23 protein-coding genes are annotated in these 24,744 nt (G+C 64.3%); 11 read left to right on the top strand and 12 right to left on the bottom strand.

Annotated features, from left to right (window positions below; translation table 11 throughout):
- Positions 1-360 precede the first annotated feature (360 nt).
- From DNK59_RS05655 to DNK59_RS05645, 3 genes are read left to right on the top strand one after another with little or no spacing between them, the layout of a single operon-like run.
- On the top strand, positions 361-1,956 hold the full coding sequence (locus DNK59_RS05655) for an ABC transporter permease (RefSeq protein WP_110722547.1): 1,596 nt from the start codon (positions 361-363) through the stop codon (positions 1,954-1,956).
- Positions 1,953-2,768: an ABC transporter ATP-binding protein gene (locus DNK59_RS05650; RefSeq protein ID WP_110722546.1), complete on the top strand. Its 816-nt coding sequence runs from the start codon at positions 1,953-1,955 to the stop codon at positions 2,766-2,768. The genes DNK59_RS05655 and DNK59_RS05650 overlap by 4 nt, the downstream gene beginning before the upstream one ends.
- Positions 2,769-2,782: 14 nt before the next feature.
- Complete coding sequence (locus DNK59_RS05645) at positions 2,783-4,393, top strand: arylsulfatase (RefSeq protein ID WP_110722545.1); 1,611 nt, start codon at positions 2,783-2,785, stop codon at positions 4,391-4,393.
- Positions 4,394-4,472: 79 nt separating this feature from the next.
- Here DNK59_RS05645 and DNK59_RS05640 read toward each other — a convergent pair whose 3' ends face one another.
- Positions 4,473-5,546: a fatty acid desaturase gene (locus tag DNK59_RS05640; protein ID WP_110722544.1), complete on the bottom strand. Its 1,074-nt coding sequence runs from the start codon at positions 5,544-5,546 to the stop codon at positions 4,473-4,475.
- Between the two features lie 99 nt (positions 5,547-5,645).
- Between DNK59_RS05640 and DNK59_RS05635 the strand changes: the two genes are divergently transcribed.
- From DNK59_RS05635 to DNK59_RS05625, 3 genes are all read left to right on the top strand, one after another.
- Positions 5,646-6,650, top strand: coding sequence for an AraC family transcriptional regulator (locus tag DNK59_RS05635; RefSeq protein ID WP_110722543.1), 1,005 nt, complete (start codon positions 5,646-5,648; stop codon positions 6,648-6,650).
- A gap of 168 nt (positions 6,651-6,818) precedes the next feature.
- Positions 6,819-7,067: a helix-turn-helix domain-containing protein gene (locus DNK59_RS05630; protein WP_110722542.1), complete on the top strand. Its 249-nt coding sequence runs from the start codon at positions 6,819-6,821 to the stop codon at positions 7,065-7,067.
- Positions 7,060-8,280: a type II toxin-antitoxin system HipA family toxin gene (locus tag DNK59_RS05625; protein ID WP_110722541.1), complete on the top strand. Its 1,221-nt coding sequence runs from the start codon at positions 7,060-7,062 to the stop codon at positions 8,278-8,280. The genes DNK59_RS05630 and DNK59_RS05625 overlap by 8 nt, the downstream gene beginning before the upstream one ends.
- 11 nt (positions 8,281-8,291) lie before the next feature.
- Here the strand turns inward: DNK59_RS05625 and DNK59_RS05620 are convergent, their stop codons facing one another.
- Both DNK59_RS05620 and DNK59_RS05615 read right to left on the bottom strand, forming a co-directional pair.
- Positions 8,292-9,680 (bottom strand): heavy metal sensor histidine kinase, encoded by a 1,389-nt coding sequence (locus tag DNK59_RS05620; RefSeq protein ID WP_110722540.1) that lies wholly within the window; start codon positions 9,678-9,680, stop codon positions 8,292-8,294.
- Complete coding sequence (locus DNK59_RS05615) at positions 9,667-10,347, bottom strand: heavy metal response regulator transcription factor (protein WP_110722539.1); 681 nt, start codon at positions 10,345-10,347, stop codon at positions 9,667-9,669. Before DNK59_RS05615 ends, DNK59_RS05620 begins: the two co-directional genes overlap by 14 nt.
- 135 nt (positions 10,348-10,482) lie before the next feature.
- Between DNK59_RS05615 and DNK59_RS05610 the strand changes: the two genes are divergently transcribed.
- Both DNK59_RS05610 and uraH read left to right on the top strand, forming a co-directional pair.
- The gene (locus tag DNK59_RS05610; protein WP_110722538.1) at positions 10,483-10,962 is read left to right on the top strand and encodes a heme-binding protein; all 480 of its coding nucleotides are present in this window, start codon (positions 10,483-10,485) and stop codon (positions 10,960-10,962) included.
- A 47-nt stretch (positions 10,963-11,009) separates the two neighbouring features.
- Positions 11,010-11,420: a hydroxyisourate hydrolase gene (uraH, locus tag DNK59_RS05605; protein WP_110722537.1), complete on the top strand. Its 411-nt coding sequence runs from the start codon at positions 11,010-11,012 to the stop codon at positions 11,418-11,420.
- A gap of 54 nt (positions 11,421-11,474) precedes the next feature.
- On the opposite strand, the gene DNK59_RS05600 is transcribed toward uraH, so the two are convergent.
- Positions 11,475-12,161 (bottom strand): Crp/Fnr family transcriptional regulator, encoded by a 687-nt coding sequence (locus tag DNK59_RS05600; protein ID WP_092318481.1) that lies wholly within the window; start codon positions 12,159-12,161, stop codon positions 11,475-11,477.
- A gap of 102 nt (positions 12,162-12,263) precedes the next feature.
- Here DNK59_RS05600 and DNK59_RS05595 point away from each other — a divergent pair, with 102 nt between their 5' ends.
- Positions 12,264-12,788, top strand: coding sequence for a DUF962 domain-containing protein (locus DNK59_RS05595; RefSeq protein ID WP_110722536.1), 525 nt, complete (start codon positions 12,264-12,266; stop codon positions 12,786-12,788).
- 142 nt (positions 12,789-12,930) lie between these two features.
- Here the strand turns inward: DNK59_RS05595 and DNK59_RS05590 are convergent, their stop codons facing one another.
- From DNK59_RS05590 to dibA, 6 genes are all read right to left on the bottom strand, one after another.
- Positions 12,931-13,920, bottom strand: coding sequence for a sulfate/molybdate ABC transporter ATP-binding protein (locus DNK59_RS05590; protein ID WP_110722535.1), 990 nt, complete (start codon positions 13,918-13,920; stop codon positions 12,931-12,933).
- Between the two features lie 3 nt (positions 13,921-13,923).
- Complete coding sequence (gene cysW, locus DNK59_RS05585) at positions 13,924-14,793, bottom strand: sulfate ABC transporter permease subunit CysW (RefSeq protein ID WP_016968484.1); 870 nt, start codon at positions 14,791-14,793, stop codon at positions 13,924-13,926.
- Between the two features lie 13 nt (positions 14,794-14,806).
- Positions 14,807-15,625 carry a sulfate ABC transporter permease subunit CysT gene (gene cysT, locus DNK59_RS05580; RefSeq protein WP_110722534.1) on the bottom strand — a complete coding sequence of 273 codons (819 nt, stop codon included), beginning with the start codon at positions 15,623-15,625 and terminating at the stop codon, positions 14,807-14,809.
- Positions 15,626-15,829: 204 nt separating this feature from the next.
- The gene (locus tag DNK59_RS05575; protein WP_103740190.1) at positions 15,830-16,840 is read right to left on the bottom strand and encodes a sulfate ABC transporter substrate-binding protein; all 1,011 of its coding nucleotides are present in this window, start codon (positions 16,838-16,840) and stop codon (positions 15,830-15,832) included.
- A gap of 170 nt (positions 16,841-17,010) precedes the next feature.
- Entirely contained in the window at positions 17,011-17,193 is a 183-nt protein-coding gene (gene oscA, locus DNK59_RS05570; protein WP_016965985.1) for a sulfur starvation response protein OscA, read from the bottom strand.
- A gap of 244 nt (positions 17,194-17,437) precedes the next feature.
- Entirely contained in the window at positions 17,438-19,357 is a 1,920-nt protein-coding gene (dibA, locus tag DNK59_RS05565; protein ID WP_092318471.1) for a phosphodiesterase DibA, read from the bottom strand.
- Between the two features lie 145 nt (positions 19,358-19,502).
- On the opposite strand from dibA, the gene desA reads away from it, so the two are divergent.
- Entirely contained in the window at positions 19,503-20,687 is a 1,185-nt protein-coding gene (desA, locus tag DNK59_RS05560; RefSeq protein WP_092318468.1) for a delta-9 fatty acid desaturase DesA, read from the top strand.
- A gap of 187 nt (positions 20,688-20,874) precedes the next feature.
- Positions 20,875-21,867 (top strand): sensor domain-containing diguanylate cyclase, encoded by a 993-nt coding sequence (locus DNK59_RS05555; protein WP_110722533.1) that lies wholly within the window; start codon positions 20,875-20,877, stop codon positions 21,865-21,867.
- 105 nt (positions 21,868-21,972) lie between these two features.
- On the opposite strand, the gene DNK59_RS05550 is transcribed toward DNK59_RS05555, so the two are convergent.
- Positions 21,973-23,187, bottom strand: coding sequence for a response regulator (locus DNK59_RS05550; RefSeq protein WP_110722532.1), 1,215 nt, complete (start codon positions 23,185-23,187; stop codon positions 21,973-21,975).
- Positions 23,188-23,329: 142 nt separating this feature from the next.
- Positions 23,330-24,607, bottom strand: a complete 1,278-nt coding sequence (gene gabT / locus DNK59_RS05545; RefSeq protein WP_102862579.1) for a 4-aminobutyrate--2-oxoglutarate transaminase — start codon at positions 24,605-24,607, stop codon at positions 23,330-23,332.
- Between the last annotated feature and the right edge of the window lie 137 nt (positions 24,608-24,744).

The following is a 24,744-nucleotide window of genomic DNA, read 5'->3' as shown; positions in this document are numbered from 1 at the left end:
TGAGGCGCAGAAGGTAGGCACGGAATTGATCAACATTTAAATACTATAAATTCACATTTTAAGAACCGATTCGAATAAACCAGCATCCACGGGCATCCCCGGCGACATGCATGAAACGCATGAAAAATATTCTTCAAATGCATTGGATGCGTGTCGGCGAGAAGCCTTAAATGGCCTTTCTTATCTCCCAATTGAATCGATAAGAATTTTAATAGATCACAAATGCATATCCCGTAGGCGCCGGCTTGCCGGCGAACAGGCCCGCAAGCCCTGCGTCGCCCTCAAGGGCTGATTCGCCGACATGCCAGCCCCCCACGGCATCGACCCACGCCATGCAGAACCCGACGACGGAGGTCATCCATGGCCCGTGTTTCCCTGCTCAGCCTGCCCCTGGCGGCACCGTCCAACGGACGCCCGGGCTGGCCCGCCATCCATCAGCGCCTGCTGCCCTGGCTGCTGCCCCTGAGCCTGTTCGTCCTGTGGTGGCTGGCCAGCCGCAACCTGTGGATGAGCGAGCAGATCCTGCCGGCTCCGGCGCTGGTCTGGAGCAGCGCCCTGGAACTGGCTCACGGCGAACTGTGGAGCCACCTGGCAATCAGCCTGCAACGGCTGTTCTGGGGCTTGTTGGCGGGCATCGCCGCCGGGGCGCTACTGGGCGGCGCGCTGGGTTTCAGCCGACGCCTGGAGCGCCTGGTGTTTCCGACCTTCGGCGCCCTGTCGCAGATCCCGACCCTGGCCTGGATTCCGCTGTTAATGGTGTTTTTCGGCATCGGTGAAGTGCTCAAGCTGGTGGTGCTGATCAAGGCCGTGGTGGTCCCCGTGACCCTGCATACGCTGGTGGGCGTGCGCGATGCCCAGCCCAAGCTGCGGGAAGCTGCCGCGGTGCTGCGCCTGCCCCCCGCGCTGCTGATCCGGCGCCTGGTGCTGCCCGCCGCGCTGCCGGCGTTCATGGCCGGGGTGCGCCTGGCCCTGGCCACCGGCTGGACCTCGCTGCTGGCGGTGGAACTGCTGGCCTCCAGCGAAGGCATCGGCTACCTGATGGTCTGGGCGCGACAGCTGTTCATGCTGGACATCGTCTTCGTCTGCATCCTGGTGATCGGCCTGCTGGGGGTCTTCATGGACCGCGGCATCGGCTGGCTCGACCGCAAGCTGGTGTACTGGCCGCACCCGGCCACCGCCGAGTTCCGTCGTGGCCCGCGCTACCAGGGCTGGCAGCGCCTGCAACCCTGGCTGCTGCCCCTGGCGCTGCTGACCCTGTGGCAGGCGACAAGCGACCAGCAATGGGTCGACCCGAACATTCTCCCCAGCCCGCTGGCGGTGCTCGCCACCACTGGCACCGGCCTGCTCGATGGCAGCCTGCTGGGCGGCATGGGCCTGAGCCTGGGGCGTACCCTCGGCGGCCTGCTGCTGGGCGGCGGCCTGGGCCTGGGTTTTGGACTGCTGCTGGGCCTGTCACGGCTCAGCGAACGACTGCTGGGGCCGACCCTGGCCGCCATCCGTCAGATCGCCATCTTCGCCTGGGTGCCGCTGCTCACTGCCTGGTTCGGCCTGGGGGAACTGGCCAAGTGGGTGTTCGTCGCCCTGGCCGCGTTCTTCCCGCTGTTCATCGCCACCCAGCGCAGCGTCGCCCAGCTTTCGCCGCAACTGGCGGAAGCCGCCCAGGTGCTGCGCCTGAACCTCTGGCAGCGGCTGCGCCGGCTGGTGCTGCCCGGCGCCGCGCCGGGGATTTTCGCCGGCCTGCGCATCAGCCTGATCTATGCCTGGCTGGGCACCATCGGCGCGGAATACTTCATGCCGTCCAACGGCGGCATCGGCAGCCAGATGATCAGTGCCCAGCAACTGCTGCGCATGGACCTGATCATGGCCGGCATGCTCCTGGTGGGCCTTACCGGAGCCCTGCTCAACCTGATCGGGCAACAGCTCGAAATTCGCGCCACCCGCTGGAGACACGCATGAACGCACCCCTGGTCAGTTTCAATCACGTGGGCAAGACCTTCACCGTCACCGGTGGCGAGGTGGAGGCGATCCGCAAATTCAACCTGGACATCGCCGAAGGCGAGTTCGTCGCCATCGTCGGTTCCAGCGGCTGTGGCAAGTCCACTCTGCTGCGCCTGCTGATCGGCCTGGACACCGAGTTTCGCGGCGAGATCCGGGTCGACGGCCAGCGGGTCAGCGGCATCGGCAGCGAACGCGGCATCGTGTTCCAGGAACACCGCCTGTTCCCCTGGCTGACCGTGGCCGAAAACATCGGCCTGGGCCTGGTCAACGAACCCTTGAGCGCCGCCGAGCGCCAGCGGCGGATCGACGATTTCATCGAGCTGGTGGGGCTCAAGGACTTTACCCGAGCCTATCCCCACCAGCTCTCCGGCGGCATGGCGCAACGGGTGGCCATTGCCCGTGGGCTGGTGGCCAGCCCGCGCATTCTGCTGCTGGACGAACCCTTCGGCGCCCTCGACGCCCTGACCCGCCAGCAGATGCAGGACGAGCTGCTGGCGATCCGCGAGCGGGCAAGAATCACCACCGTGCTGGTGACCCACGATGTCGAGGAAGCGATCTTCCTCGCCGACCGGGTGGTGGTGATGGAGCCGCGCCCGGGGCGGATCAAGCGCGTGGTTCAGGTGGCCTTGCCACACCCGCGCCAGCGCAGCAGTTTCGACTTCCACCAGTTGCGCGAAGAACTGCTCCACGAACTGACCAGCGATGATCACTACCAGGCGCCGCAGCCGGTACAGATCCGCGACCTGCCCTTGACCTTCATTGCTTGCTGAACAGGAGTGCCGCGATGCCGCAACGTCCCAACTTTCTGGTGATCCTGGCCGACGACCTGGGTTTCTCCGACCTCGGCGCCTTCGGTGGCGAGATCGCCACGCCGAACCTCGATGCGCTGGCCGCAGGTGGCCTGCGCCTGACCGACTTCCACACCGCCCCCACCTGCTCGCCGACCCGCTCCATGCTGCTCACCGGCACCGACCACCACATTGCCGGGATCGGCACCATGGCCGAAGCCCTGACCCCCGACCTGATCGGCAAGCCGGGCTACGAGGGTTACCTCAATGACCGCGTGGTGGCCCTGCCGGAGCTGCTGCGCGAAGCCGGCTACCAGACCCTGATGAGCGGCAAATGGCACCTGGGCCTGACCGCCGAGCGCGCGCCCCATGCCCGGGGTTTCGAGCGTTCGTTCTCGCTGCTGCCGGGGGCGGCCAACCACTACGGCTTCGAGCCGACCTACGACGAACACACCCCCGGGCTGCTGAAATCCACCCCAGCGCTGTATATCGAGGACGACTGTTTCATCGATGAACTGCCGGCGGATTTCTATTCCTCCGACGCCTTTGGCGACAAGCTCTTGCAGTACCTGAAAGAGCGCGACCAGACCCGGCCGTTCTTCGCCTACCTGCCGTTCTCGGCGCCCCACTGGCCGCTGCAGGCACCCGAGGAAATCGTCGCCAAATACCGCGGCCGCTATGACGCCGGCCCCGAGGTGCTGCGCCGCGAGCGCCTGGAAAAACTCAAGGCCCTGGGCCTGATCGATGCCGAGGTCGAACCCCATCCGCTGATCAACCTCAACGCCGAGTGGGACGCCCTCAGCGATGAACAGCGACAGGTTTCGGCGCGGGCCATGGAGGTGTATGCGGCGATGGTCGAGCGCATGGACTGGAACATCGGCCGGGTGGTGGACTACCTGCGCCAGCAGGGTCAGCTGGACAACACCCTGATCCTGTTCATGTCCGATAACGGCGCCGAGGGCGCGCTGCTGGAAGCCTTTCCCAAGTTCGGCCCGGAGCTTCTGACCTACCTCAACCAGCACTACGACAACCGCCTGGAAAACATCGGCCGGGCCAACTCCTACGTCTGGTACGGCCCCGCCTGGGCCCAGGCGGCCACAGCGCCGTCGCGGCTGTTCAAGGCCTTCACTACCCAGGGCGGGATTCGCGTGCCGGCGCTGCTGCATTACCCGCAACTGCCGCTCAAGGGGCAGATCAGCCACGGCTTTGGCACGGTGATGGACATCACCCCGACCTTGCTCGACCTGGCCGGCGTGCGCCACCCCGGCAAGCGCTGGCACGGGCGCGACGTGGCGCCGCTGCGGGGCAAGTCCTGGCTGGGCTTTCTTTCCGGCGAAACCGCCCAGGTGCATGACCAGCACACGGTGACCGGCTGGGAGCTGTTCGGCCGCCGGGCGATTCGCCAGGGCCAGTGGAAGGCGGTGTACATCCCCGGGCCGGTGGGCCCGGCGACCTGGCAGCTGTACGACCTGGGCCAGGACCCGGGCGAGATCCACGACCTGGCCCAGAGCCAGCCGGACAAACTGCGCACGCTGCTGGAGGAATGGCAGCGTTATGTGGATGAAACCGGGGTGATCCTCAGCGAATCGCCGTTCCAGCCGGATTGAGCTTGTAGGAGCTGGCTCTGAACCGGACCATGCAAGAGCGGGCCGGCTCCTACGGAGTGCGTTTGGTTGACGACAGGCCCTACGCCCGCACCTCGCGCGCCGCATCCTCCTGCACCTGCTCCCGGGGATGAAAGCGGTTGGCCCGGGCAAAGGTGCCGAAATCATTGAAGCGCACGCCCATCTCGGCCATCACTTTATGCGCCACCGGCGCCGTCATCTGACGGATGTAGAACGGCTCCTTGACCACGAAATGATGGATGCCGTGGGTGCTGCCGAAGTTGCAGCAGAAAGCCTGCAGCGGCCACATCCACCAGGGGTTGAGCACCTGGGTCTGCTGGATCACGTTGCCCGGTTCGATATCGCCGTAGTAGTGCATGTTGGAGCTGACGAAGTGCAGGCAGAAGGTGCGCAGCACGTTGGGGCCAATGAGCACCACCACCGCGATGTCGATGCCGTGCATCAGCGCCAGGGTGTCTTGTGACCACGGGATCGGGCTGCCGAGCAAGGCAGCGACGGCGTTGGCCCCATGAAAACCGAGGAACAGGTACCAGGCGCCCCAGTGCAGCAGCGCCAGGGGCGCGTACACCGCCAGGGTGCGGATGAGAATGCCCAGCTTGCGCCTGGCCCCCGGCGCCCGCAGCAGGCGGATGAAGGCCGCCATCATGTTGTCCCCCACCATCAGCAGGCGGGCGATGCCCCAGGGTTCGCCATTGGTGATGGCGCGCTCCTCGATATCGCTTTCGCTGCCGGAAACCTTATGGTGATTCAGGTGCAGATAACGCCGCACCCAGGGGTTGATGGTGCTCGGCCGCGCCAGCCAGACCAGCGCCAGCATCAGGTTATGGGGCAGGCGCTGCTTGCGAAAATACATGCTGTGGATCAGGTCGTGTTCCAGCTCGTGGGTCAGGGAAGCGAAGAACGCGTTGAGCAGCAGGCACGTCCACCAGGCCAGGTAGCCACCGACATAGAGCGCCGCTGACCCCAGCATCCCGGACAAGGCCACGAACAGGATCCCAGCGCCCAGGGCGTCCTGATGTCGCAGCACGGGGAAACGCCGGCGCAGCTCATCGCCCCGAGCCAGGACCACCTGGCGAATATGCGCCGCCCGCTGCTGTACGTTCATCCGTTCGGGGCTTGCAGAAGTACCCTGCATGATTCCATCCTCTGGTCAGTGATGTGTGCATCCTGCCCCGAGCCCCGGCTCCGGGCGCTAGCCGTAAACGCCAACCTGTTGACCGGACGCGCCAATCGCATGACCGAAGCCACTTCCCTTGCCAGCTGGACCCGCGCCTTGCGCAAGCAACTGGACGCCCTCGACCTCGATAGCGGCGCGCTGTGCCGCGAGGCCGGGCTCGACCCGCAATTGATGGACGACCCCAACGCCCGCTACCCGTTGTCGGCCACCACCCGCCTGTGGCATCTGGCCGTGCAGGCCAGCGGCGACCCGGCGATTGGTCTGCGCGTCTCGCGCTTTGTCAGCCCCACCACCTTTCATGCCCTGGGCTACGCCCTGGTGGCCAGCGGCAGCCTGCGGGAAGTGTTCGAGCGCATCGTGCGTTATCACCAGGTGGTCAGCGACGCCCTGGAGCTGGCCCTGACCCGGGAGCCGGACCGCTACCGGTTCTTCCTCAAGGTGCCCGAAGGCGCGCCGCAGCCGGCCATCGAGGCGATCGACGCGTTTGCCGCGATCTACGTGCGCACCTGCCGCAATCGCCTGGGCCGCGACTACGCGCCGCTGGCCGTGCATTTGCGGCGCCCGGCACCGGCGGACCCGAGCCAGTGGCACAAGGTGTTCCGCTGTCCGGTGCACTTTGCCGCTAGCGATGATTGCCTGGAATTCGGCCTGCACGATTTCGACAGCCACCTGGACGACGCCAACCCGGAACTGGCCGAGCACAACGAAGCGGTGCTCAAGCGCACCCTGTTGCAACTGCGGCCCCTGACCTGGGAGCGCAAGGTGCGCGGGGTGATCGAAGCCCAATTGCCCGAAGGCGAACCCTCCGCCGAGCGCGTGGCCGAGGCCCTGCACCTGAGCCTGCGCAGCCTGCAACGGCACTTGGCGGATGAAGGCACGCGCTTTGACACCCTGCTCAACGAATGCCGGGAAAACCTCGCCCTGCTGCACCTGCGGGACCTGGAATGCTCCCTGAGCGAGATCAGCTACCTCCTGGGTTTCGCCGACGCCAGCAGCTTCAGCCGGGCCTTCAAGCGCTGGACCGGGATGACCCCGGGGCAGTTTCGCGACGGTTTGCGCTGAGCCCCCTGCGCCGGCTTGCCGGCGCCCGCAGGCGAAGCGGCCGATGAAAACGTCCCCCATGAAAATCGTCGCGAGACCTCCACCTGGCCTACACTGAAAATGCATCAAATACGATGCATTAAATAATTTTCGATAAAAATGCATCGCATATGATGCGGAATGAAGCTAATGGAAAGCCTTGGACAACTGATCCGAACCTTGCGCAAAGAGCGAAAACTCTCGCAGCAAGCATTGGCGGAGCAATACGGCATGAGCCGCGCCACCATCTCGGGGATTGAGAACAACACCATTACGGAAATAGGCCTGCGCAAGGTCGAAGCCATTCTCAATGGTTTTGGCTACGAGCTCAGCGCCGTGCCCCGGCCTCGGCAACATCCGACCTTGGAGAGCCTGAAGCAGGCGCATTTCCATGACTGAAGAACAGCGGCTGCACATCCGCGTGGCCAACACGGCGGTGGGCACCCTCGGCCGTGGTCAGGCACGAGCGGATTCGGTGTTCACCTACAGCGAAAGCACCTCGCCCCGCGACGCGATCTCCCTGACCATGCCGCCACGCCTGGCGAGCTATGACTGGGACCAGGGCCTGCCACCGGTGTTCGATATGCACCTGCCGGAAGGTTCGCTGCGTGAAGAACTGCTGCGCCGTTTCAGCAAGGCGGTGCGGGGTTTCGACGACTTCGCCCTGCTCTCGATCGTGGGGCCGCACCAACTGGGCCGGGTGGCCATCAGCACAGCGCAAGCCCTCCAGTCGCCGCTGCCGGAAACCAGCCTGGAGGACCTGTTAGTGCATGACGGTGCCGAGGGCCTGTTCGAGGATCTATTGGCGACCTATGGCCGGTATTCAGGCGTTTCCGGGGTGCAACCCAAAGTCCTGATCCGCGACAGCGCCAGCAGCGTCGAACGCCTGACCCATCGCGGCGCCACGCATTTGGTAAAGGCTTTCCGCGCCGATCAATACCCGCACCTGGCCACCAACGAATTCTTCTGCATGCGTGCGGCGCTGCATGCCGGCCTGCAAGTACCGGAGATCGAGCTCAGCCAGAATGGCCAGTTCCTGGTGGTCAAACGTTTCGACCTGAGCGCCCAGGGCTACCTGGGTTTCGAGGATTTCTGCGTGCTCAACGCCTGGCCGGCAAAAGCCAAGTACGACGGCTCCTACGAAGGCGCGGCGAAACAGATCAAGGCCTTTGTCTCACCCCCTCTGCTGAACCAGGCCCTGGAGTCGTTCTTCAAGATCGTGGCGTTGTCGGCCGGGCTGAGAAACGGCGATGCGCATCTGAAGAACTTCGGCGTGTTGTACCCCGACACGGATATGGATGCCCCCGTCAGCCTGGCCCCGGCCTTTGATCTGGTCACCACCTCGGTCTACATCAAGGCAGACAGCCTGGCGCTATTGCTGGGAGGCTCCAAGGCCTGGCCCAAACGCAAGGCGCTGCTGCGCTTCGCCCGCACGGCCTGCAACCTCAGCGAAGGTCGCAGCCATGAACTGTTGCAACAGGTCGAGCACGGCATGGCACAGGCGATGAGCGAAATGCGGATTTATACCGCTGCCCATCCCGCCTTCAAGGGCATGGCCGAAGCCATGAGCGAGGCCTGGAAAACCGGTGTGGCGCGCAGCCTGACGAGCTGATCCAGTGACCGTCAAAGCACGGCAAAACCCAACTCGAACACCGTGGCCTGTCCCTCGCTGGCTACCCGCACCTGACCGCCATGCAGCAGCATGATCGAGCGCACGATGGCCAGCCCCAGGCCACCGGAATCTCCCGGTTCGGCGCGGGAGGGGTCGACCCGGTAGAAGCGGTCGAACAACCGCGGCAGGTGTTCGGGGGCAATCGCCGGGCCCTGGTTGTGCACCTGCAGCCAGCACCAGCCGGCTTCGTCGCGGCGTCGCAGGCGGATCAGCGAACCCGGGTCGGCGTGGCGCACGGCGTTGGCCAGGAGGTTGCCCAGGGCCCGTTGCAGCAGTTGCTGGTCGGCCAGCAGCTCGCCGTAAAAACCGTTCTCCAGGCGGATCTGCCGGTCATCGGCCAGGGCCTCGAAGTAGTCGCACAACTGCGCGCCGACGCCTGAAAGTGACAGCAGCTGGCGGTCCAGCGCCGCATCGGCCTGCTCGGCCCGGGCCAGGAACAGCAGGTTCTCGGCCATGCGTCCCAGGCGCTCAAATTCCTCCATGTTGGAGGCCAGCACTTCCTGGTACTCCGCGGCGCTGCGGAGCTGGTTCAGGGCCAGGCCGTTGCTGCCCAGGAGGTTGTGCAACGGCGTGCGAATTTCATGGGCCAGGTCGGCGGAAAACTGCGACAGGCGCTGGAAGCTCTCTTCCAGGCGCGCCAGCATGGCGTTCAGGGCTTGCACCGGCTCGTGGAATTCGGCCGGGATGCCGGTGCTGTGCAGGCGTCGGTCCAGGCTGCGCAAATCGATCTCGCGCACCGCCTCGCTGAGCTGGCGCAGCGGCTGCAGGCCCCGGCGCAACAGCAGCAGGCCCAAGGCAAAGGCCAGCAAGGCCCCCAGGCCTACCGCCAGGTACAGGCGCAGGCGGTAGCTGGCGAGCATCTGCTCGCGCTCGCTGAGGATCTTCCCGGCGATCACCGTCAGGACCTCGCCCTCGGGGCCGCTGGCCTGCCCCGCCAGCAACGCCACCGGGACCTGGTCGCTGCCCGGCCAGAGGAGAATGTCCCGGCGTTGTGGACGCAGTTCCTGGGCGATCGGCTGCAACTCGGGCAAGCGCTGCTGCCGGGGGTTGATGCCGATCACCGTCGAGCCATCGGCCCGCAGCACCAGCAGCAGGCTTTCCTGGTTGCCCAGCATGTTCTGGTACAGCCGCGGCCGGGCTTGCAGGGCGTCCAGGCTGTCGCTGTCCTGCAGCAGGGCCCGCACCTGTTCCAGTCGGCCCATCAGGGCAAGGTCGTCGCGGTAGGCGATCTCCCCGGCCAGGGAGCGGTAGAGAAACACCCCGATCATGCTGAGCACCAGGGCGCAGACCGCGGCAAAGGCCAGGGCCAGCCGCCAGGCAATGGAACTAGAGCGCTGCATCCGGGGCTTCCAGCTGGTAGCCGACGCCACGCACGGTGTGGATCAGCTTGGGCATGTAGGGATCGTCGACCTTGGCCCGCAGCCGGCGCACCGCCACTTCCACCATGTTGGTGTCGCTGTCGAAATTCAGGTTCCACACCTGGGAAGCGATCAGGGTTCGCGACAGCACTTCGCCCTGGCGGCTGGCCAACAGGTGCAGCAGGGCGAATTCCTTGTTGGTCAGGGCGATGCGCTGGCCGCCGCGGCTGACGCGGCGGCGCAGCACGTCGATCTCAAGGTCAGCGATGCTGAAGGACTCGGCCTCGCGCAGCGGCCCACGACGCAACAGGGTACGCACCCGGGCCAGCAGTTCGGCGAAGGCGAAGGGCTTGAGCAGGTAGTCGTCGGCGCCCAGCTCCAGGCCGCGAACCCGGTCTTCGATGGCGTCCTTGGCGGTGAGGAACAGCACCGGGGTGGCACCGCGCTGGCGGATCAGTTGCAGCAACTGCCAACCATTGAGGCCGGGAAGCATCACGTCGAGGATGATCAGGTCGTACTCCTGCTGCTCGATGAAATAGCGCCCGTCCAGGCCGTTCAGGGCCACGTCCACGGCGAATCCGGACTCTCCCAGGCCCTTGGCAAGGAAATTCGCGGTCTTGGCTTCGTCTTCAACTACCAGCAAACGCATGGCGCACCTCGGAAATGATCGGCACAGGCTAGGCGCCCGGCGCGCGCTTGCCCATTACAAACTTGTAATCCAACTGACGAGGTTCTGACGAGGACCGCTGGCTAAGGTGGCGACCTGTCTTTCAGGAGCCTTCCCATGATCTTCAAACCCCTGGTTCTAAGCATTGGTCTGGGCCTTGCCGGCAGCGCCCTGGCGGCCCCGGAACTGCCTCGCCACGCCGAGCTGGACCTGGCCACCGCCCGTCAGCTGGCGGACGCCAGCCTGGCCCAGTGCACGGCCGTGGTGTCGGTGCTGGACCGTGGCGGCAACCTCTTGGTGACCCTGCGCGCCGATGGCGTCGGCCCGCACAACACCGTCGCCAGCCAGCGCAAGGCGTATACCGCGCTGTCCAGCAAGACCCCGAGCCGGCTGTTCGCCGAACGGGCGCGCAACAACCCCGAGGCGGCCAATCTCAATACCTTGCCCGAGCTGTTGCTGCTGGGGGGCGGGATTCCGCTGTTCGCCGGAAGCGAGCTGGTGGGCGCCATGGGCATTGCCGGTGCCGGTGGCGCCGCGCAGGACGAAGAATGTGCGCTCAAAGCAGCGCAGAACATCGGTTTGCGGGCCGGGTTGTAACGCGGCCGGCGTGTGTGTTGTTTGATCAGTGTAATGAGGAGTCTTGCATGAATTTTTTGCGTAATAGCCTGGCCGCTGTCGGCCTCTGCGGCCTGTCGAGCCTGGCCCTGGCGGCGGGCAATCCGTTGAGCGTGCATGTGCTGAACCTGGAGAACGGCCTGCCCTCGCCGGGGGTCAAGGTGACCCTGGAGCAGCATGTGGGCCAGGAGTGGAAAGCCTTGTCCGAAGGCGTGACCAACGAGCAGGGTCGGATCAGCGAGCTGTTTCCCACGGGCCAGGCGCTGACCGCCGGCGAATATCGAGTGGTATTCAAGACCGGCGATTACTTCAAGCAGGCCAAGCGCGACACCTTCTTCCCGGAGATTCCGGTGATCTTCGAGGTCAAGCAGACCGAGCAGCACTACCACATTCCGTTGTTGCTCAGCCCTTACGGCTTCTCGACCTATCGCGGCTCGTAGGAGCGGACTGCTGGCGAGGGCGGTCTGCGGGCTCCTTCGCTGGCAAGCCAGCTCCTACAGGCCGGCCAGGGCGCGCAAGCGCTCGGTGTCGAGGATTTCGATCTCGCCGTAGCTCAGGCGCAGGATGCCCTGGTGCTGCAGGTCCTTGAGGATCTGGTTGGTGGTCTGGCGCGACAGCGAAAGCATCAGCGCCAACTGCTCCTGGGGCAATTGCAGCAGGCTGCGGCACTGGCTGACTTCGCCGTAGCCGGTGGCCATCGCCAGCAGGCGGCTGGCCACACGCGCCGGGGCCGGCATCAGGCTCAACTGCTCCAGGTTGATAAAGGCCAGGCGCAGTTTGTGGCTCATCAGCAGGGCGAACTGGCGCCAGTACTGCGGCTGTTGCTCCAGCAGTTGCAGCAGGTTCGCCTGCGGCACCTGGAGCAGGGTACAGGCGCCCTCGGCGTAGGCATCGTGGGTGCGTGGCTGGCCGTCGAACAGGCTGATCTCGCCGAACCAGTGAGGCGCCTGCATCAAGCTGAGCAACGCCTCCTTGCCCTGTTCGCTGACCGCGCCCACCCGTACCGTGCCCTCGACTACCGCGTACAACCCGCAGGGCGGATCGCCGCGCAGGAACAGGCACTGCCCCGCCGCCAGCCGGCGCAGGCGGGCGTTGTCGAGCAAACTATTCTGTAAGGAAACCGGCAAGTGGCTGAACCACTGGCCGTTCATCAGGCATTCACGCCACGGGTGCAGGTCCATGAACAGGTCTTTCCCTCAGGGCATCGCAATGATTGTCGCCTAGCTGACAGAACCGCAAACCAGCGCCGGGCATGATCGGGCCACCCTAACGGAGGAACAACAATGAAAAGCCTCGTTGATCATCTCAGTCAATACGCCGCCTACCACCGCGACCCGCGCAATATCGCCAGCCACTTTATCGGCATTCCGCTGATTGTGGTGGCGGTGGCCGTGCTCTTGTCCCGTCCCGCCTGGCCACTGGCCGGGCTGACGCTGTCGCCAGCGCTGCTGCTGGCCCTGGCCGCGTCGGTGTTCTACCTGCGCCTGGAACTGCGCCTGGGTGTACTGATGACGGCGCTGATGGGGCTGTCGGTATGGCTCGGCCAGGTGCTGGCGGCACAAGGCACCGGGCTCTGGTTGAGCTGCGGGCTGGGGCTGTTCGTGGTCGGCTGGGTGATCCAGTTCATCGGCCATTACTACGAAGGCCGCAAGCCGGCCTTTGTCGATGATCTGTCGGGCCTGATCGTCGGCCCGCTGTTCGTGGTGGCCGAACTGGCGTTCCTGCTGGGGCTGCGCCATGACTTGAAACAGGCCATCGAGCAGCGCTCGGGCCCGGTGGCCCTGCGGCACAAGAAAGCCATGATCTGAAGCCCTGGCACGCTGCGGGAGGATTGAGCCGGACCGCTGTAGGAGCCGGCTTGCCGGCGAAGGAGCCCTCAAGCCAGGTGCAAGCCTGAAGGACCCTTTCGCTGGCAAGCCAGCTCCTACAGCGGGTGTGATGTCGGCGGGGTCAGAGACTGGTGTGCTTCTGCCAGACCTTCGGCTTGAAGAACAGTGTCTCGCCACGGGCCAGGCCGATCAGGCTGTCGTGGTCCTTCACCACTTCGGCTTCGATCAGCTCGCTCTGCCCTTCCACCTTGAGGGTGACCCGGGTGGTAGCGCCCAGGGGACGGATGTCGCGCACTTCAGCGGCGTGGTGGTCTTCGAGTTCCGAACGCGATAGCGACACTTCGTGAGGACGGAACAGCACGTGGTGGTCCTCCCCCAGGTGCAAGCGGTTGGAGTCACCGAGGAAGTGGTAGACGAAGTCGCTGGCCGGGTTCTCGTAGACGTCGCCCGGGGAGCCGATCTGCTCGATCACGCCCTTGTTCATCACCACGATGCGATCGGCCACTTCCATGGCTTCTTCCTGGTCGTGGGTGACGAACACCGACGTCAGGTTGATGTCTTCGTGCAGCCGCGCCAGCCAGCGCCGTAGCTCCTTGCGCACCTTGGCGTCGAGAGCGCCGAAGGGTTCGTCCAGCAGCAGCACCTTGGGCTCCACCGCCAGGGCGCGGGCCAGGGCAATACGCTGGCGCTGGCCACCGGACAGTTGCTCCGGGTAGCGGTCGGAGAGCCAGTCCAGCTGCACCATGTTCAGCAGTTCATGGACCTTCTCGGCGATCCTGCTCTCGCTGGGGCGCTGGTTCTTGGGCTTCATGCGCAGGCCGAAGGCGACGTTGTCGAACACGCTCATGTGGCGGAACAGCGCGTAGTGCTGGAACACGAAACCGACGTTGCGATCACGCACGTCGTGGCCGGAAACGTCCTCGCCATGGAACACGATGCTGCCGTCGTCCGGGGTTTCCAGGCCGGCGATGATCCGCAGCAGGGTGGTCTTGCCGCAGCCGGACGGCCCCAGCAGCGCCACCAGCTCGCCGCTGTGGATATCCAGGTTGATGCTGTTCAGGGCCTTGAAGGCATTGAAGTTCTTGCTGACGTTACGGACTTCGATCGACATGAGTTATTCCTCCGCGGCGCTGGCGCGCAGGCGGTTGATTCGGGATTCGCTCCACTGCTTGAGCAGCAGGATGAACAGCGCAAGGATCAGCAACAGGCTGGCGACGGCAAACGCGGCCACGTGGTTGTACTCGTTGTAGAGGATTTCCACGTGCAGCGGCAGGGTGTTGGTGACCCCGCGAATATGCCCGGACACCACCGACACCGCGCCGAATTCGCCCATGGCTCGGGCGGTACACAGCACCACGCCGTAGATCAGGCCCCATTTGATGTTGGGCACCGTGACGTGCCAGAACATCTGCCAGCCGTTGGCCCCCAGCAACCTGGCGGCCTCCTCTTCCTGGGTGCCCTGCTCCTGCATCAGCGGGATCAGCTCCCGGGCGACGAAGGGTACGGTGACGAAGATGGTGGCCAGGACGATGCCCGGCAAGGCGAAGACAATCTGGATGTCGTGATCCGAAAGCCACGGGCCGAACAGGCCCTGGGCGCCGAACATCAGCACATAGACCAGGCCGGCGATCACCGGCGACACCGAGAACGGCAGGTCGATCAGGGTCACCAGGATGCTCTTGCCGCGGAACGAGTACTTGCTCACGCACCAGGCGGCGCTGACCCCGAACACCAGGTTCAGGGGCACCGAGATCAGCACCGCGATCACCGTGAGCTTCAGCGCCGACAGGGCGTCGGGCTCGAAGATCGCTTCAAAGAACGCACCGATGCCCAGCTTCAGGCCCTGGGACACCACGATGAACAAAGGCAACAAAAGGAACAGGGCAAAGATCAGCCAGCCCAGGCCAATCAGCACCCGCCGCGAGGTGGCACTGCCACGGCGGGCGGCGTTGGCCGACGAGGCGGCGATAGACGATTGAGACATGGATCGCGCCTCCTTATGGACGTTCGATGCGCCGCTGCAGCAGGTTGATCAGCAGCAACAGGACAAAGGAAACCACCAGCATCAGCACGCCGATGGAAGTGGCGCCGGTGTAATCGTACTGGTCGAGCTTGACCATGATCAGCAGCGGCAGGATCTCGGTCTTCATCGGCATGTTGCCGGCGATGAAGATCACCGAACCGTACTCGCCGACGCCCCGGGCAAAGGCCAGGGCAAAGCCGGTGAGCCAGGCCGGCAGCAAGGCCGGCACCAGGATATGGCGGAACACCTGCCACGGCTTGGCGCCAAGGCAGGCGGCGGCCTCTTCCACTTCGCGGGGAATGTCCGCCAGCACCGGCTGCACAGTACGCACCACGAACGGCAAGGTGACGAAGGTCAGCGCCAGGGTGATGCCCAGGGGCGTGTAGGCGATCTTGAAGCCGAGGTCAGTGGCGAACTGCCCCACCAGGCCGGTGGGCGCGTAGAGCGCGGTCAGGGCGATGCCGGCCACGGCGGTGGGCAGGGCAAAGGGCAGGTCGATCATGGCGTCGATGATCTTGCGCCCGGGGAAGGTGTAACGCACCAGGACCCAGGCCAGCAGGGTGCCGATGACGCCGTTGATGATGGCCGCGTACAACGCGGTGCCGAAACTCAGCTGGAGTGCGGCGAGCACCCGTGGCGCCGAAATGATCGCCCAGAATTGTTCCCAGGTGAGTTGCGCGGCATGCACGAACATCGCCGCCAGGGGGATGAGCACAATCAGGCTGAGGTACACCAAGGTGTAGCCCAGCGTCAGCCCGAAGCCGGGTATGACGGGGGAGATACGACGCGACATAAAAGTCCTTGGTTAACGGATATTCTCCAGCACAGGCGCCAATGCCAGTGGCGAGGGCGCTTGCTCCCGCTGGGCCGCTCAGCGACCCCAGACCAGAGACCGAGGTGCATCAAGTGCACCGCTCGACCGGTTTGGGAGTGCTGCGCACTCCGGCGGGAGCAAGCTCCCTCGCCACATCAGGCGGGCGCCTGCACTGATTCTTGCTTACTGCGCGGTGTAGATCTGGTCGAACACGCCACCGTCATTGAAAAATTTCGGTTGGGCAGTCTTCCAGCCGCCGAAGTCCTTGTCGATAGTCACCAGCTCCAGTTTGGGGAACTGCTGGGCATATTTGGCGGCGACGTCCTTGTCCCGCGGACGGTAGAAGTTCTTCGCGGCGATTTCCTGGCCGGCCGGGCTGTACAGGTGCTTGAGGTAGGCCTCGGCGATCTCGGTGTTGCCTTTCTTCTCGGCGTTCTTGTCCACCACCGCCACCGGCGGCTCGGCGAGGATCGACAGCGAAGGCACGACGATGTCGAACTTGTCGGCGCCGCCGTCTTCCTTGAGGGCCAGGAAGGCTTCGTTTTCCCAGGCCAGCAGCACATCGCCCTGACCGTTGTTGACAAAGGTGATGGTCGAGCCGCGAGCACCGGTGTCCAGCACTGGCACGTGCTTGAACAGCTCCTTCACATACTCCTGAGCCTTGGCTTCGCTGCCGCCGGTTTTCAGGCCGTAGGCCCAGGCGGCAAGGAAGTTCCAGCGCGCGCCGCCGGAGGTTTTCGGGTTGGGGGTGATCACCGAGACGTCTTTCTTGATCAGGTCGCCCCAGTCCTTGATGCCTTTGGGATTGCCCTTGCGCACCAGGAACACGATGGTCGAGGTGTAGGGGGTGCTGGCGTCGGGCAGGCGCTTCTGCCAGTCCGCCGGCAGGGTCTTGCCGAGCTTGGCGATTTCGTCGATGTCGCCGGCCAGGGCCAGGGTCACCACGTCGGCGCGCAGGCCGTCGATCACCGCCCGACCCTGTTTGCCGGAACCACCGTGGGATTGCTGGATTTTCACGTTGTCGCCGGGGTGCGACTGCTTCCAGAAGCTTGTGAACTCGGCGTTGTAGTCCTGGTACAGCTCGCGGGTCGGGTCGTAGGACACGTTGAGCAGCTCGTAATCCTTGGCAACGGCGGAACCGGCAAAAACGGCGCTGGCGAGGGCGGCCAGGGCATAACGGCGAATCGACGACATGATGGAGCTCCCGAATTTTTTAAAGTGCTGGCATTTTTCTTATGGCGAATCAGGCCCGCATTCGTGGGTGAACGCTGGGAATCAGACTGGGGGTCATGGATGACGCCCTCCGGTTGTCCAGTCGGGCCTCTCGATGGCGAGAGGGTGATGCGGTATTGCGCGGGGCGGCATTAGCCGGGTTTGTGGCCGGGCTGTTGCAGGCGGAATTTTTCCTTGCGTTCGATCTGCACGACCTGGGCGTTGTGCACGGTGATTTCCACCGCGCCAAAACGCAGGTCGCGCAGGGCGCTTTGAATTTCACGCAAGATGGTTGCTTCGTCCTGGCCGTCAACGCTACGTAGAGATGCGCTCATGGTGCTGCTCCTGAGTGAGATGTGCCTGGCAGTGGCGGCACTGCTTGCGGCGTGGGAGCAATAGTAGATAGGCAGGGATATTCTTAAAAATACTATTTAAGAATTTTTATATAACCAGGAGCGATTTGCAGGTGGATCGCGGCCTGCAGCTGCAAGCTGCAAGCTGCAAGCTGCAAGCTGCAAGCTGCAAGCTGCAAGCTGCAAGCTGCAAGCTGCAAGCGGATAACAGCCTGAGGTATGGCCGTCAGTGAATCGGCGGTGCGTTGCTCCAGTTCAACTCCTGCGCCGGCATCGGCCGACCGAACCAGTAGCCCTGGCCCAGGTCGCAGCCGTGTTCGAGCAGGAAGCGCGCCTGCTCCACCTGTTCGATGCCTTCGGCGTGCACCTGCATGCCCATGCTCTGGGCCAGGGCGATGATCACCCGGGAGATGGCCGCATCGTCTTCATCGAGCGGCAGGCCGGCGACAAAGCCCTGGTCGATCTTGAGCTTCTGCACCGGCAGGCGCTTGAGCCGCAACAGCGAGGAATAGCCGGTGCCGAAGTCGTCGATGGCCAGGCGAATGCCCAGCTCGCGCAGCCGGTGCATCTGTTCCAGGGCCACTTCCGGGTCATCCATCACCGCGCTCTCGGTGACCTCCAGCTCCAGGTAGGCCGGGTCCAGGCCGGTGTCGTGCAGCACCTGGGCGACCTGCTGGTACAGCTCGCTGCGGGCGAACAGCCGGGTCGAAACGTTCACCGCGATAAACGACAGCACCACGCCGTCGGCCTGCCACTGGCACATCTGCCGACAGGCCTGCTGCATGACCCAGGCGTCGATCTCGGCAATCATCCCGGTGCGTTCGGCGATGGGGATGAACTCCGCCGGGGATACCAGGCCACGCTGCGGATGCTCCCAGCGCACCAGGGCCTCGACGCCGATCAGGCGGCTGCTCTTGAGATCGTGTACCGGCTGGTAGTAGACCCGCAGTTCCTGCTGTTCCAGGGCCCGGCGCAGTTCGAAGGCAATTTCCACTCGCTGCTGCGCATGGGCGGTGAGTTCTTCGGTGTACAACGCGTAACCGTTGCGTCCGGCGCTCTTGGCCTTGAACAGCGCCGCGTCGGCGTTGCGCAGCAGCTGGCTGGCGCTCAGGGCATCGCTGGGAAACAGGCTGATGCCGATGCTGGCGTTGATCACCACCTGCTGTTCGCCCAGTTGGAAGGGTTCCCTGAGGCCGTCGATGATGCGTTGGGCCAGGGCCGCGGCCTGCACCAGCTGCGGACAGCTTTCGGCCAGCACGGCGAACTCGTCGCCGCCCAGGCGCGCCAGGGTCATGCCTGGACCGAACATGCCTCCCAGGCGCTCGCCCACGGCCTTGAGCAACTGGTCGCCGACGTTGTGACCAAGGCTGTCGTTGATCATCTTGAAGTGATCGAGGTCTATCATCAGCATGGCGCAGCCGCGCTTGTGGATCTGCGCCGAGGCCAGGGCCTGTTCGGCGCGGTCGGTGAACAGCAGGCGGTTGGGCAGGTCGGTCAGCGGATCGTGGTGGGCCAGGTGCGCCAGTTCGTGCTCGGAGTCCTTGATTGCGCTGATGTCGGAGAACACCGCGACATAGTGGGTGAGCTCACCCTGCTCATCGCGGATCGCGCGAATGCTCTGCCACTGCGGGTAGATCTCGCCGCTCTTGCGCCGGTTCCAGATTTCGCCGCTCCACTCTCCGGTCTTCTGCAGCGAATCGAACATCGCCTTGTAGAAATCCGCCGAATGATGGCCGGACTTGAACAGGCTCGGCTGGCGCCCCAGCACCTCTTCGCTCTGGTAGCCGGTGATTTCGATAAAGGCGCGATTGACGTGGACGATCTGGCCCTGGGTGTCGCTGACCAGCACCCCTTCGCGGGTGCAGTCGAACACCGCCGCCGCCTGGCGCAGACGCTCGCGATCGGTCTGTTGATGGCGCAACCAGCGATCGGCCCCCATGACCCGCAACAGGCGAGCCCGGGCAAAGAAAATCAGCACCGCGCTGACCAGTGCCCAGGCGTAGCCACTGATCTGGTGCCAGTGCGCCTGATCGGAGAATTCATCGAAGAAACTGCTCAGTAAATAACCACTGAACTGTAGCCAGATCAGCGACAGCAGCAGGTAAAGCAGCGCGGCACGCAAGCCATTGCGATAAGAAACCGACATAAGTCCGTCTATTTCCACACGAAAAGTTCGGGATTATAGAGGAAGAAACATGCCGCCACTCTTATCTGAAAGGGCGACTGGTTTTCTCAGTGGGCATAGTGATAATGCCTGAGCTGTTTTTTCTTTATCGAGGGCCTTATCGCCTATGTGGTACGAAGGTTTACTTGGCTTGTCCGCCTGGCAACTGGTGGCAGTCACTCTTTTGATGACCCACGTGACCATTGTCGCGGTCACCATTTATCTGCATCGCTACTCCGCGCACCGTTCCCTGGAACTCAACGCCGGCCTGAAACACTTCTTCCGCTTCTGGCTGTGGCTGACCACGGCGCAGAACACCCGTGAGTGGACCGCCATCCACCGCAAGCACCACGCCAAATGCGAAACCGTCGACGACCCCCACAGCCCGGTGATCAAGGGCTTGTCCACCGTGCTGCGCAAGGGCGCCGAGCTGTACCGCGAAGAGGCGAAGAACCCGGAAACCCTGCGCATCTATGGCAAGAACTGCCCGGAAGACTGGATCGAGCGCAACCTCTACAGCCGCTACAAGCTGGGCGGCATCGCGCTGATGGCGGTCATCGACCTGCTGCTGTTCGGCACCATCGGCATCACCATCTGGGCCATCCAGATGATGTGGATTCCGTTCTGGGCCGCCGGTGTGATCAACGGCCTGGGTCATGCGGTGGGCTACCGCAACTTCGAATGCCGCGACGCCGCCACCAACCTGGTGCCCTGGGGCATCATCGTTGGCGGTGAAGAGCTGCATAACAACCATCACACCTACCCCAACTCGGCCAAGCTCTCGGTGAAGAAATGGGAGTTCGACATGGGCTGGGCCTGGATCAAGCTGTTCAGCCTGCTACGGCTGGCCAAGGTCCAGCGGGTGGCGCCGATCGCCCATCGGGTCGAAGGCAAGGGGCACCTGGACATGGACACCGCCATGGCCATCCTCAACAACCGGTTCCAGATCATGGCCCAGTACCGCAAGCTGGTGATCGGCCCGCTGGTGAAACAGGAACTGGCCAAGGTCGATCACTCGGTGCGCCACCAGTTCCATCGCGCCAAGCGCCTGCTATCGCGGGAAACCAGCCTGCTGGAAGAGCGCCACCACCTGCGTATCCAGAACATGCTGGAACACAGCCAGGCCTTGAAGGTGATCTACGAAAAACGCCTGGCCCTGCAGCAGATCTGGGTCAAGACCAGCGCCAACGGCCACGACATGCTGGCGGCGATCAAGGACTGGGTGCACGAGGCCGAAGCCAGCGGCATCCAGTCGCTGCGGGACTTTGCCCATCAGTTGAAAACCTACTCTCTGCGGCCCACCGCAGCCTGAGCCAGAGCCCCTCGCCACAAGCTGGCGAGGGGCGACTGCGACCGTCCGGCGGGCGCGCCAGGTATCGCCGCAACGGCTGGGAACTTAGCGTCCGATCCCCTATCTCACTGAACACTTCGCCACCCAGGCGGGCTTGGTTGTAGCCGCTGTCGAACATCGCGCGGCACGCCCTTTGAGATCTGTGCCGATGGTCAACAAGAACCCACACACTCCATCTTCGCTTCCCCAGTGGCCCGAGGCCGCGCAAACCCTGATGGCCCTGATGCATGCACAGGGCGAAGTAGCCCGCCTGACCGAACGCGAGCAGCTGTTCAGCTCCTTGCTGGTCAGCGTCAACGCCGTGCTCTGGGCCTTCGATTGGGAGAACCGCCAGGTGCTGTACGTCAGCCCGGCCTATGAACGGATCTTCGGTCGCCCCGCCGGACTGCTGCTGGCGGACTGCAACCAGTGGCGCGACAGCATCTACCCCGATGACCTGGAATACGCTGAACGCAGCCTGGCCCAGGTCCTGGACAGGGGCGCGGTGGAAGATCGCGAATACCGCATCATCGATGCCCAGGGCCAGGTGCGCTGGCTCAGCGACAAATGCTTCATCAACCGCAATGCCGAGCCCGGGCAACGGTTGATCGTGGTCGGCATCGCCGAAGACATCACCGAGAAGAAGCGGCTGGAAGCCGAACTGCAACGCCTGGCCACCACCGATGTGCTGACCCAGAGCAGCAACCGCCGGCACTTCTTCGAATGCGCCAACCGCGAGTTCGAGCAAGCGCGGCTGCAAGGCTCGCCCCTGGCCTTCCTGCTGCTGGATATCGATGACTTCAAAGTGATCAACGACACCTACGGCCACCCCGAAGGTGACATCGTCCTGCAGCGCATCGCCGAAAGCGGGCGCGCCGCACTGCGCCGTGGCGACTTGTTCGGGCGTATTGGCGGCGAGGAATTTGCCGCGGTGTTTCCCGGCTGCAGCGCAGACATGGCGCATCAGGTTGCCGAACGCCTGCAGCGGGAAATCCAGCGCCAGAGCTTCAGCCACCAGGGCCAGGTCTTCACCATCACCGTGAGCCAGGGCCTGACCGACCTGCGGCGCGATGACGAAAGCCTCGACAGCCTGTTCGCCCGCGCCGATGCGGCGATGTACCACGCCAAGCGCCAGGGCAAGAACCGCATCGTCAGCGGATAAGCACCCGGCCCGCACTCGTAGGAGCTGGCTTGCCAGCGAAGGCATCTTCAAGGCGTGCACATGGCTGGCGGGCCTCTTCGCCGGCCAGCCGGCTCCTACGGCGGCTCAGCCCTTGCGCAGGCGGGACAGCTCCGGCAGACCGATTTTCAGCAGGCGGGCGGTCTTGCTGCGGGCCAGTTCTTCGATCCCCTCATGCTCGGTCAAGCGCGCCAGCTGCGCCGCCAGGTTCATCACCAGCGCCTCGCGGGAGTACACCCCACCGCCCAACTGGTAGGTCGAGGCAATCAGCTCCCGCAGTTCCAGGGGCATGCGCCAGCGGGTGCGCAGCGCCGAGCCGTAGGCCGCGCCAAAACGCTCCAGGGCATCGCCGATCTCTTCCTGATCGTCGAGCTCGCCGCCAGCCTGTTGCCACTCCTGCAGGCAGCGCAGCAGCGCCAGATCACCCAGGCGATGCAACAGCCCGGCGCAGTAGCAACGCTCCTGGTCCAGATCCAGCAGGCGCGCCAGGGTACGGCCATATTCCGCGGTATGCAGCGACAGCTCCCAATAGCGCTCGGCGTAGTCGGCCAGGGCCGGATCGCTCAGGCGCGCGCTGCGCTTGAGGGTCAGCCCGAGAATCAGGTTCATGCTCTGTCCGGTGCCAAGCCGGTGCAGGGCCTGGGACAGGGTCTGCACGCCGTCGCCGTGGTGCTGCGCAGCGCTGTTGGCGGCCGCGATCAGCACCGCGGTGACCTGGGGGTCGGTGCGGATCTCTTCCTCCAGTTGCTTGAGGTCCAGACCGTCGGGATTGAGGCTGCGCTTGACCGCCTGTTGCACATCGGTCAGCAACGGCGCGCCATCGGCGACCTCGCGCCGGCGCTCGAGAAAGGTCCACAGGCTCATGCCCGGGGCCAGAGCCGGCACCTCGCAGGAGACTTCCTGGCCAGCGTCCAGCAGCAAGCCCTGCAGGCGCTGGGTCAGGCCTTCCATGTTCAAGGGTTTGGTCAGGTAGGCAGTGGGGGCCAGGGGCAACGCTTCGCGCACGCTGGCACTGTCGTTGCGAGCGCTGAGCAGAATGAACGGCTGCAGCGGGTTACGCTTGCGCTGACGCACTGCGCGCAACACTGAGAGGCCATCGACGCCCGGCAGCTCCCAGTCGGCAATGATCAGGTCATAAGTTTTTTCGCTCAACAGCTCCAGGGCTTCCTGACCATCGCCACACAGGTCCAGGCGCGCGTCACAGCGCACGTTGAGCAGCACTTGCTTGAGCAAATCGCGGGACCAGGGGTCAGCCTCGGCAATCAGCACGCGAGGTACAGCGGGTAGATCAACAGCGGTCATGCAGCACGCTCCCTAGGCAATCCCTTGCACCTTAGTCAATGCGCGGGCTTCCATACAGCGCAAATCCCCTATGGACCGCCTGGGGATGAAAAAAACCCGCCGAAGCGGGTTTTTTTGTCGATCAGGTCACGGCAGCAACCACTCAGAGCTCAGCGAAGCACTCTTCGATGATGGCCAGGCCTTTATCCAGCTGCTCGTCCGGCGAGGTCAGCGGCACCAGCACCCGCAGCACGTTGCCGTAAGTGCCGCAGGACAGCAGGATCAGGCCCTTGTCCCGAGCCTTGGCCACGACCTGGGCCACGGCCGCGGCGTTCGGCTTGTGGCTGTCGCCGTTTTCGAACAGTTCCACCGCGATCATCGCGCCCAGGGCACGCACTTCGCCGATCACCGGGTACTTGGCCTGGATGGCCTTGAGGCCGGTCACCAGACGCTCGCCCACTGCCTTGCAGCGATCCAGCAGGTGCTCTTCCTCGAACACTTCCATCACCGCCAGAGCGGCGGCACAGGCGATCGGGCTGCCAGCGTAGGTGCCACCCAGGCCGCCTGGAGCGATGGCGTCCATGTATTCGGCCTTGCCGCAGACACCGGCCAGCGGGAAGCCGCCAGCGATGGACTTGGCGAAGGTGGTCAGGTCGGCGGCAACGCCCATCTGTTCCATGGCGAAGAAGGTGCCGGTACGGCCGGCGCCGGTCTGTACTTCGTCAGCGATCAGCAGGATGCCGTGCTGGTCGCACAGGGCGCGCAGGCGCTTCATGAACTCTTTGGGGGCAACGTAGAAACCGCCTTCGCCCTGTACCGGCTCGATGATGATCGCGGCGATATCACGAGGCTCGGCGTCGTTCTTGAAGATGCGCTCGATGCTGGCGATGGAGTCGTCGATGCTCACGCCATGCAGTTCGTTGGGGTACAGCGCGCGGAAGATGCCGCCAGGCATCAGGCCCATGCCGGCCGAGTAAGGCACGACCTTGCCGGTCAGACCCAGGGTCATCATGGTGCGGCCGTGATAGGCACCGGTGAAAGCGATTACGCCAGCGCGGCCAGTGGCGGCACGGGCGATTTTCACGGCGTTTTCCACGGCTTCGGAACCGGTGGTCACCAGCAGGGTTTTCTTGGCGAAGTCACCCGGGACCTTGGCGTTGATCTTTTCGCACAGTTCCACATAGGGCTCGTAGGCCAGGACCTGGAAGCAGGTGTGGGTCAGCTTGTTCAGTTGCTCGGTCACCGCCGCGATGATTTTCGGATGCACGTGACCGGTGTTGAGTACCGCGATGCCGCCGGCGAAGTCGATGAACTCGCGGCCTTCAACGTCGGTAACGGTGGCGTTCTTCGCGCTGTCGGCGAAGATTGGGTGAATCTGGCCAACACCGCGTGGTACAGCGGCTTCACGGCGTTTCATCAAAGATGCGTTGGTCTTGCTCATAGTGTCCTCGTTCACCGCGGCTACAGCGGTGTGATTCAAGGGTTGCGGGGCGGGGAAGAGGCTGCGACAGCATGCGTTGATCGACTGTCGGGACCTTCCCGGGCCACCTTGAAAAGTACGTTTTTTAAAGCCGCGCC

Origin of the sequence: Pseudomonas sp. TKO26 (genome assembly GCF_003225665.1) — a bacterium.
Taxonomy (GTDB): Bacteria; Pseudomonadota; Gammaproteobacteria; order Pseudomonadales; family Pseudomonadaceae; genus Aquipseudomonas; species Aquipseudomonas saponiphila.
This window is presented reverse-complemented; position numbering and strand designations above follow the sequence as displayed.

What these genes read in the sequence shown, in the direction of transcription:
- DNK59_RS05600 (WP_092318481.1), bottom strand. Translation starts at nt 12,161, where the DNA reads ATGGACCTGCACCCGTGGCGTGAATGCCTGATGAACGGCCAGTGGTTC.
- oscA (WP_016965985.1), bottom strand. Translation starts at nt 17,193, where the DNA reads ATGAGCGCATCTCTACGTAGCGTTGACGGCCAGGACGAAGCAACCATC.
- cysW (WP_016968484.1), bottom strand. Translation starts at nt 14,793, where the DNA reads ATGTCTCAATCGTCTATCGCCGCCTCGTCGGCCAACGCCGCCCGCCGT.
- DNK59_RS05590 (WP_110722535.1), bottom strand. Translation starts at nt 13,920, where the DNA reads ATGTCGATCGAAGTCCGTAACGTCAGCAAGAACTTCAATGCCTTCAAG.
- DNK59_RS05625 (WP_110722541.1), top strand. Translation starts at nt 7,060, where the DNA reads ATGACTGAAGAACAGCGGCTGCACATCCGCGTGGCCAACACGGCGGTG.
- DNK59_RS05645 (WP_110722545.1), top strand. Translation starts at nt 2,783, where the DNA reads ATGCCGCAACGTCCCAACTTTCTGGTGATCCTGGCCGACGACCTGGGT.
- DNK59_RS05615 (WP_110722539.1), bottom strand. Translation starts at nt 10,347, where the DNA reads ATGCGTTTGCTGGTAGTTGAAGACGAAGCCAAGACCGCGAATTTCCTT.
- DNK59_RS05650 (WP_110722546.1), top strand. Translation starts at nt 1,953, where the DNA reads ATGAACGCACCCCTGGTCAGTTTCAATCACGTGGGCAAGACCTTCACC.
- DNK59_RS05620 (WP_110722540.1), bottom strand. Translation starts at nt 9,680, where the DNA reads ATGCAGCGCTCTAGTTCCATTGCCTGGCGGCTGGCCCTGGCCTTTGCC.
- gabT (WP_102862579.1), bottom strand. Translation starts at nt 24,607, where the DNA reads ATGAGCAAGACCAACGCATCTTTGATGAAACGCCGTGAAGCCGCTGTA.
- DNK59_RS05575 (WP_103740190.1), bottom strand. Translation starts at nt 16,840, where the DNA reads ATGTCGTCGATTCGCCGTTATGCCCTGGCCGCCCTCGCCAGCGCCGTT.
- DNK59_RS05595 (WP_110722536.1), top strand. Translation starts at nt 12,264, where the DNA reads ATGAAAAGCCTCGTTGATCATCTCAGTCAATACGCCGCCTACCACCGC.
- uraH (WP_110722537.1), top strand. Translation starts at nt 11,010, where the DNA reads ATGAATTTTTTGCGTAATAGCCTGGCCGCTGTCGGCCTCTGCGGCCTG.
- DNK59_RS05630 (WP_110722542.1), top strand. Translation starts at nt 6,819, where the DNA reads ATGGAAAGCCTTGGACAACTGATCCGAACCTTGCGCAAAGAGCGAAAA.
- DNK59_RS05655 (WP_110722547.1), top strand. Translation starts at nt 361, where the DNA reads ATGGCCCGTGTTTCCCTGCTCAGCCTGCCCCTGGCGGCACCGTCCAAC.
- dibA (WP_092318471.1), bottom strand. Translation starts at nt 19,357, where the DNA reads ATGTCGGTTTCTTATCGCAATGGCTTGCGTGCCGCGCTGCTTTACCTG.
- DNK59_RS05635 (WP_110722543.1), top strand. Translation starts at nt 5,646, where the DNA reads ATGACCGAAGCCACTTCCCTTGCCAGCTGGACCCGCGCCTTGCGCAAG.
- DNK59_RS05550 (WP_110722532.1), bottom strand. Translation starts at nt 23,187, where the DNA reads ATGACCGCTGTTGATCTACCCGCTGTACCTCGCGTGCTGATTGCCGAG.
- desA (WP_092318468.1), top strand. Translation starts at nt 19,503, where the DNA reads ATGTGGTACGAAGGTTTACTTGGCTTGTCCGCCTGGCAACTGGTGGCA.
- DNK59_RS05640 (WP_110722544.1), bottom strand. Translation starts at nt 5,546, where the DNA reads ATGCAGGGTACTTCTGCAAGCCCCGAACGGATGAACGTACAGCAGCGG.
- cysT (WP_110722534.1), bottom strand. Translation starts at nt 15,625, where the DNA reads ATGTCGCGTCGTATCTCCCCCGTCATACCCGGCTTCGGGCTGACGCTG.
- DNK59_RS05610 (WP_110722538.1), top strand. Translation starts at nt 10,483, where the DNA reads ATGATCTTCAAACCCCTGGTTCTAAGCATTGGTCTGGGCCTTGCCGGC.
- DNK59_RS05555 (WP_110722533.1), top strand. Translation starts at nt 20,875, where the DNA reads ATGGTCAACAAGAACCCACACACTCCATCTTCGCTTCCCCAGTGGCCC.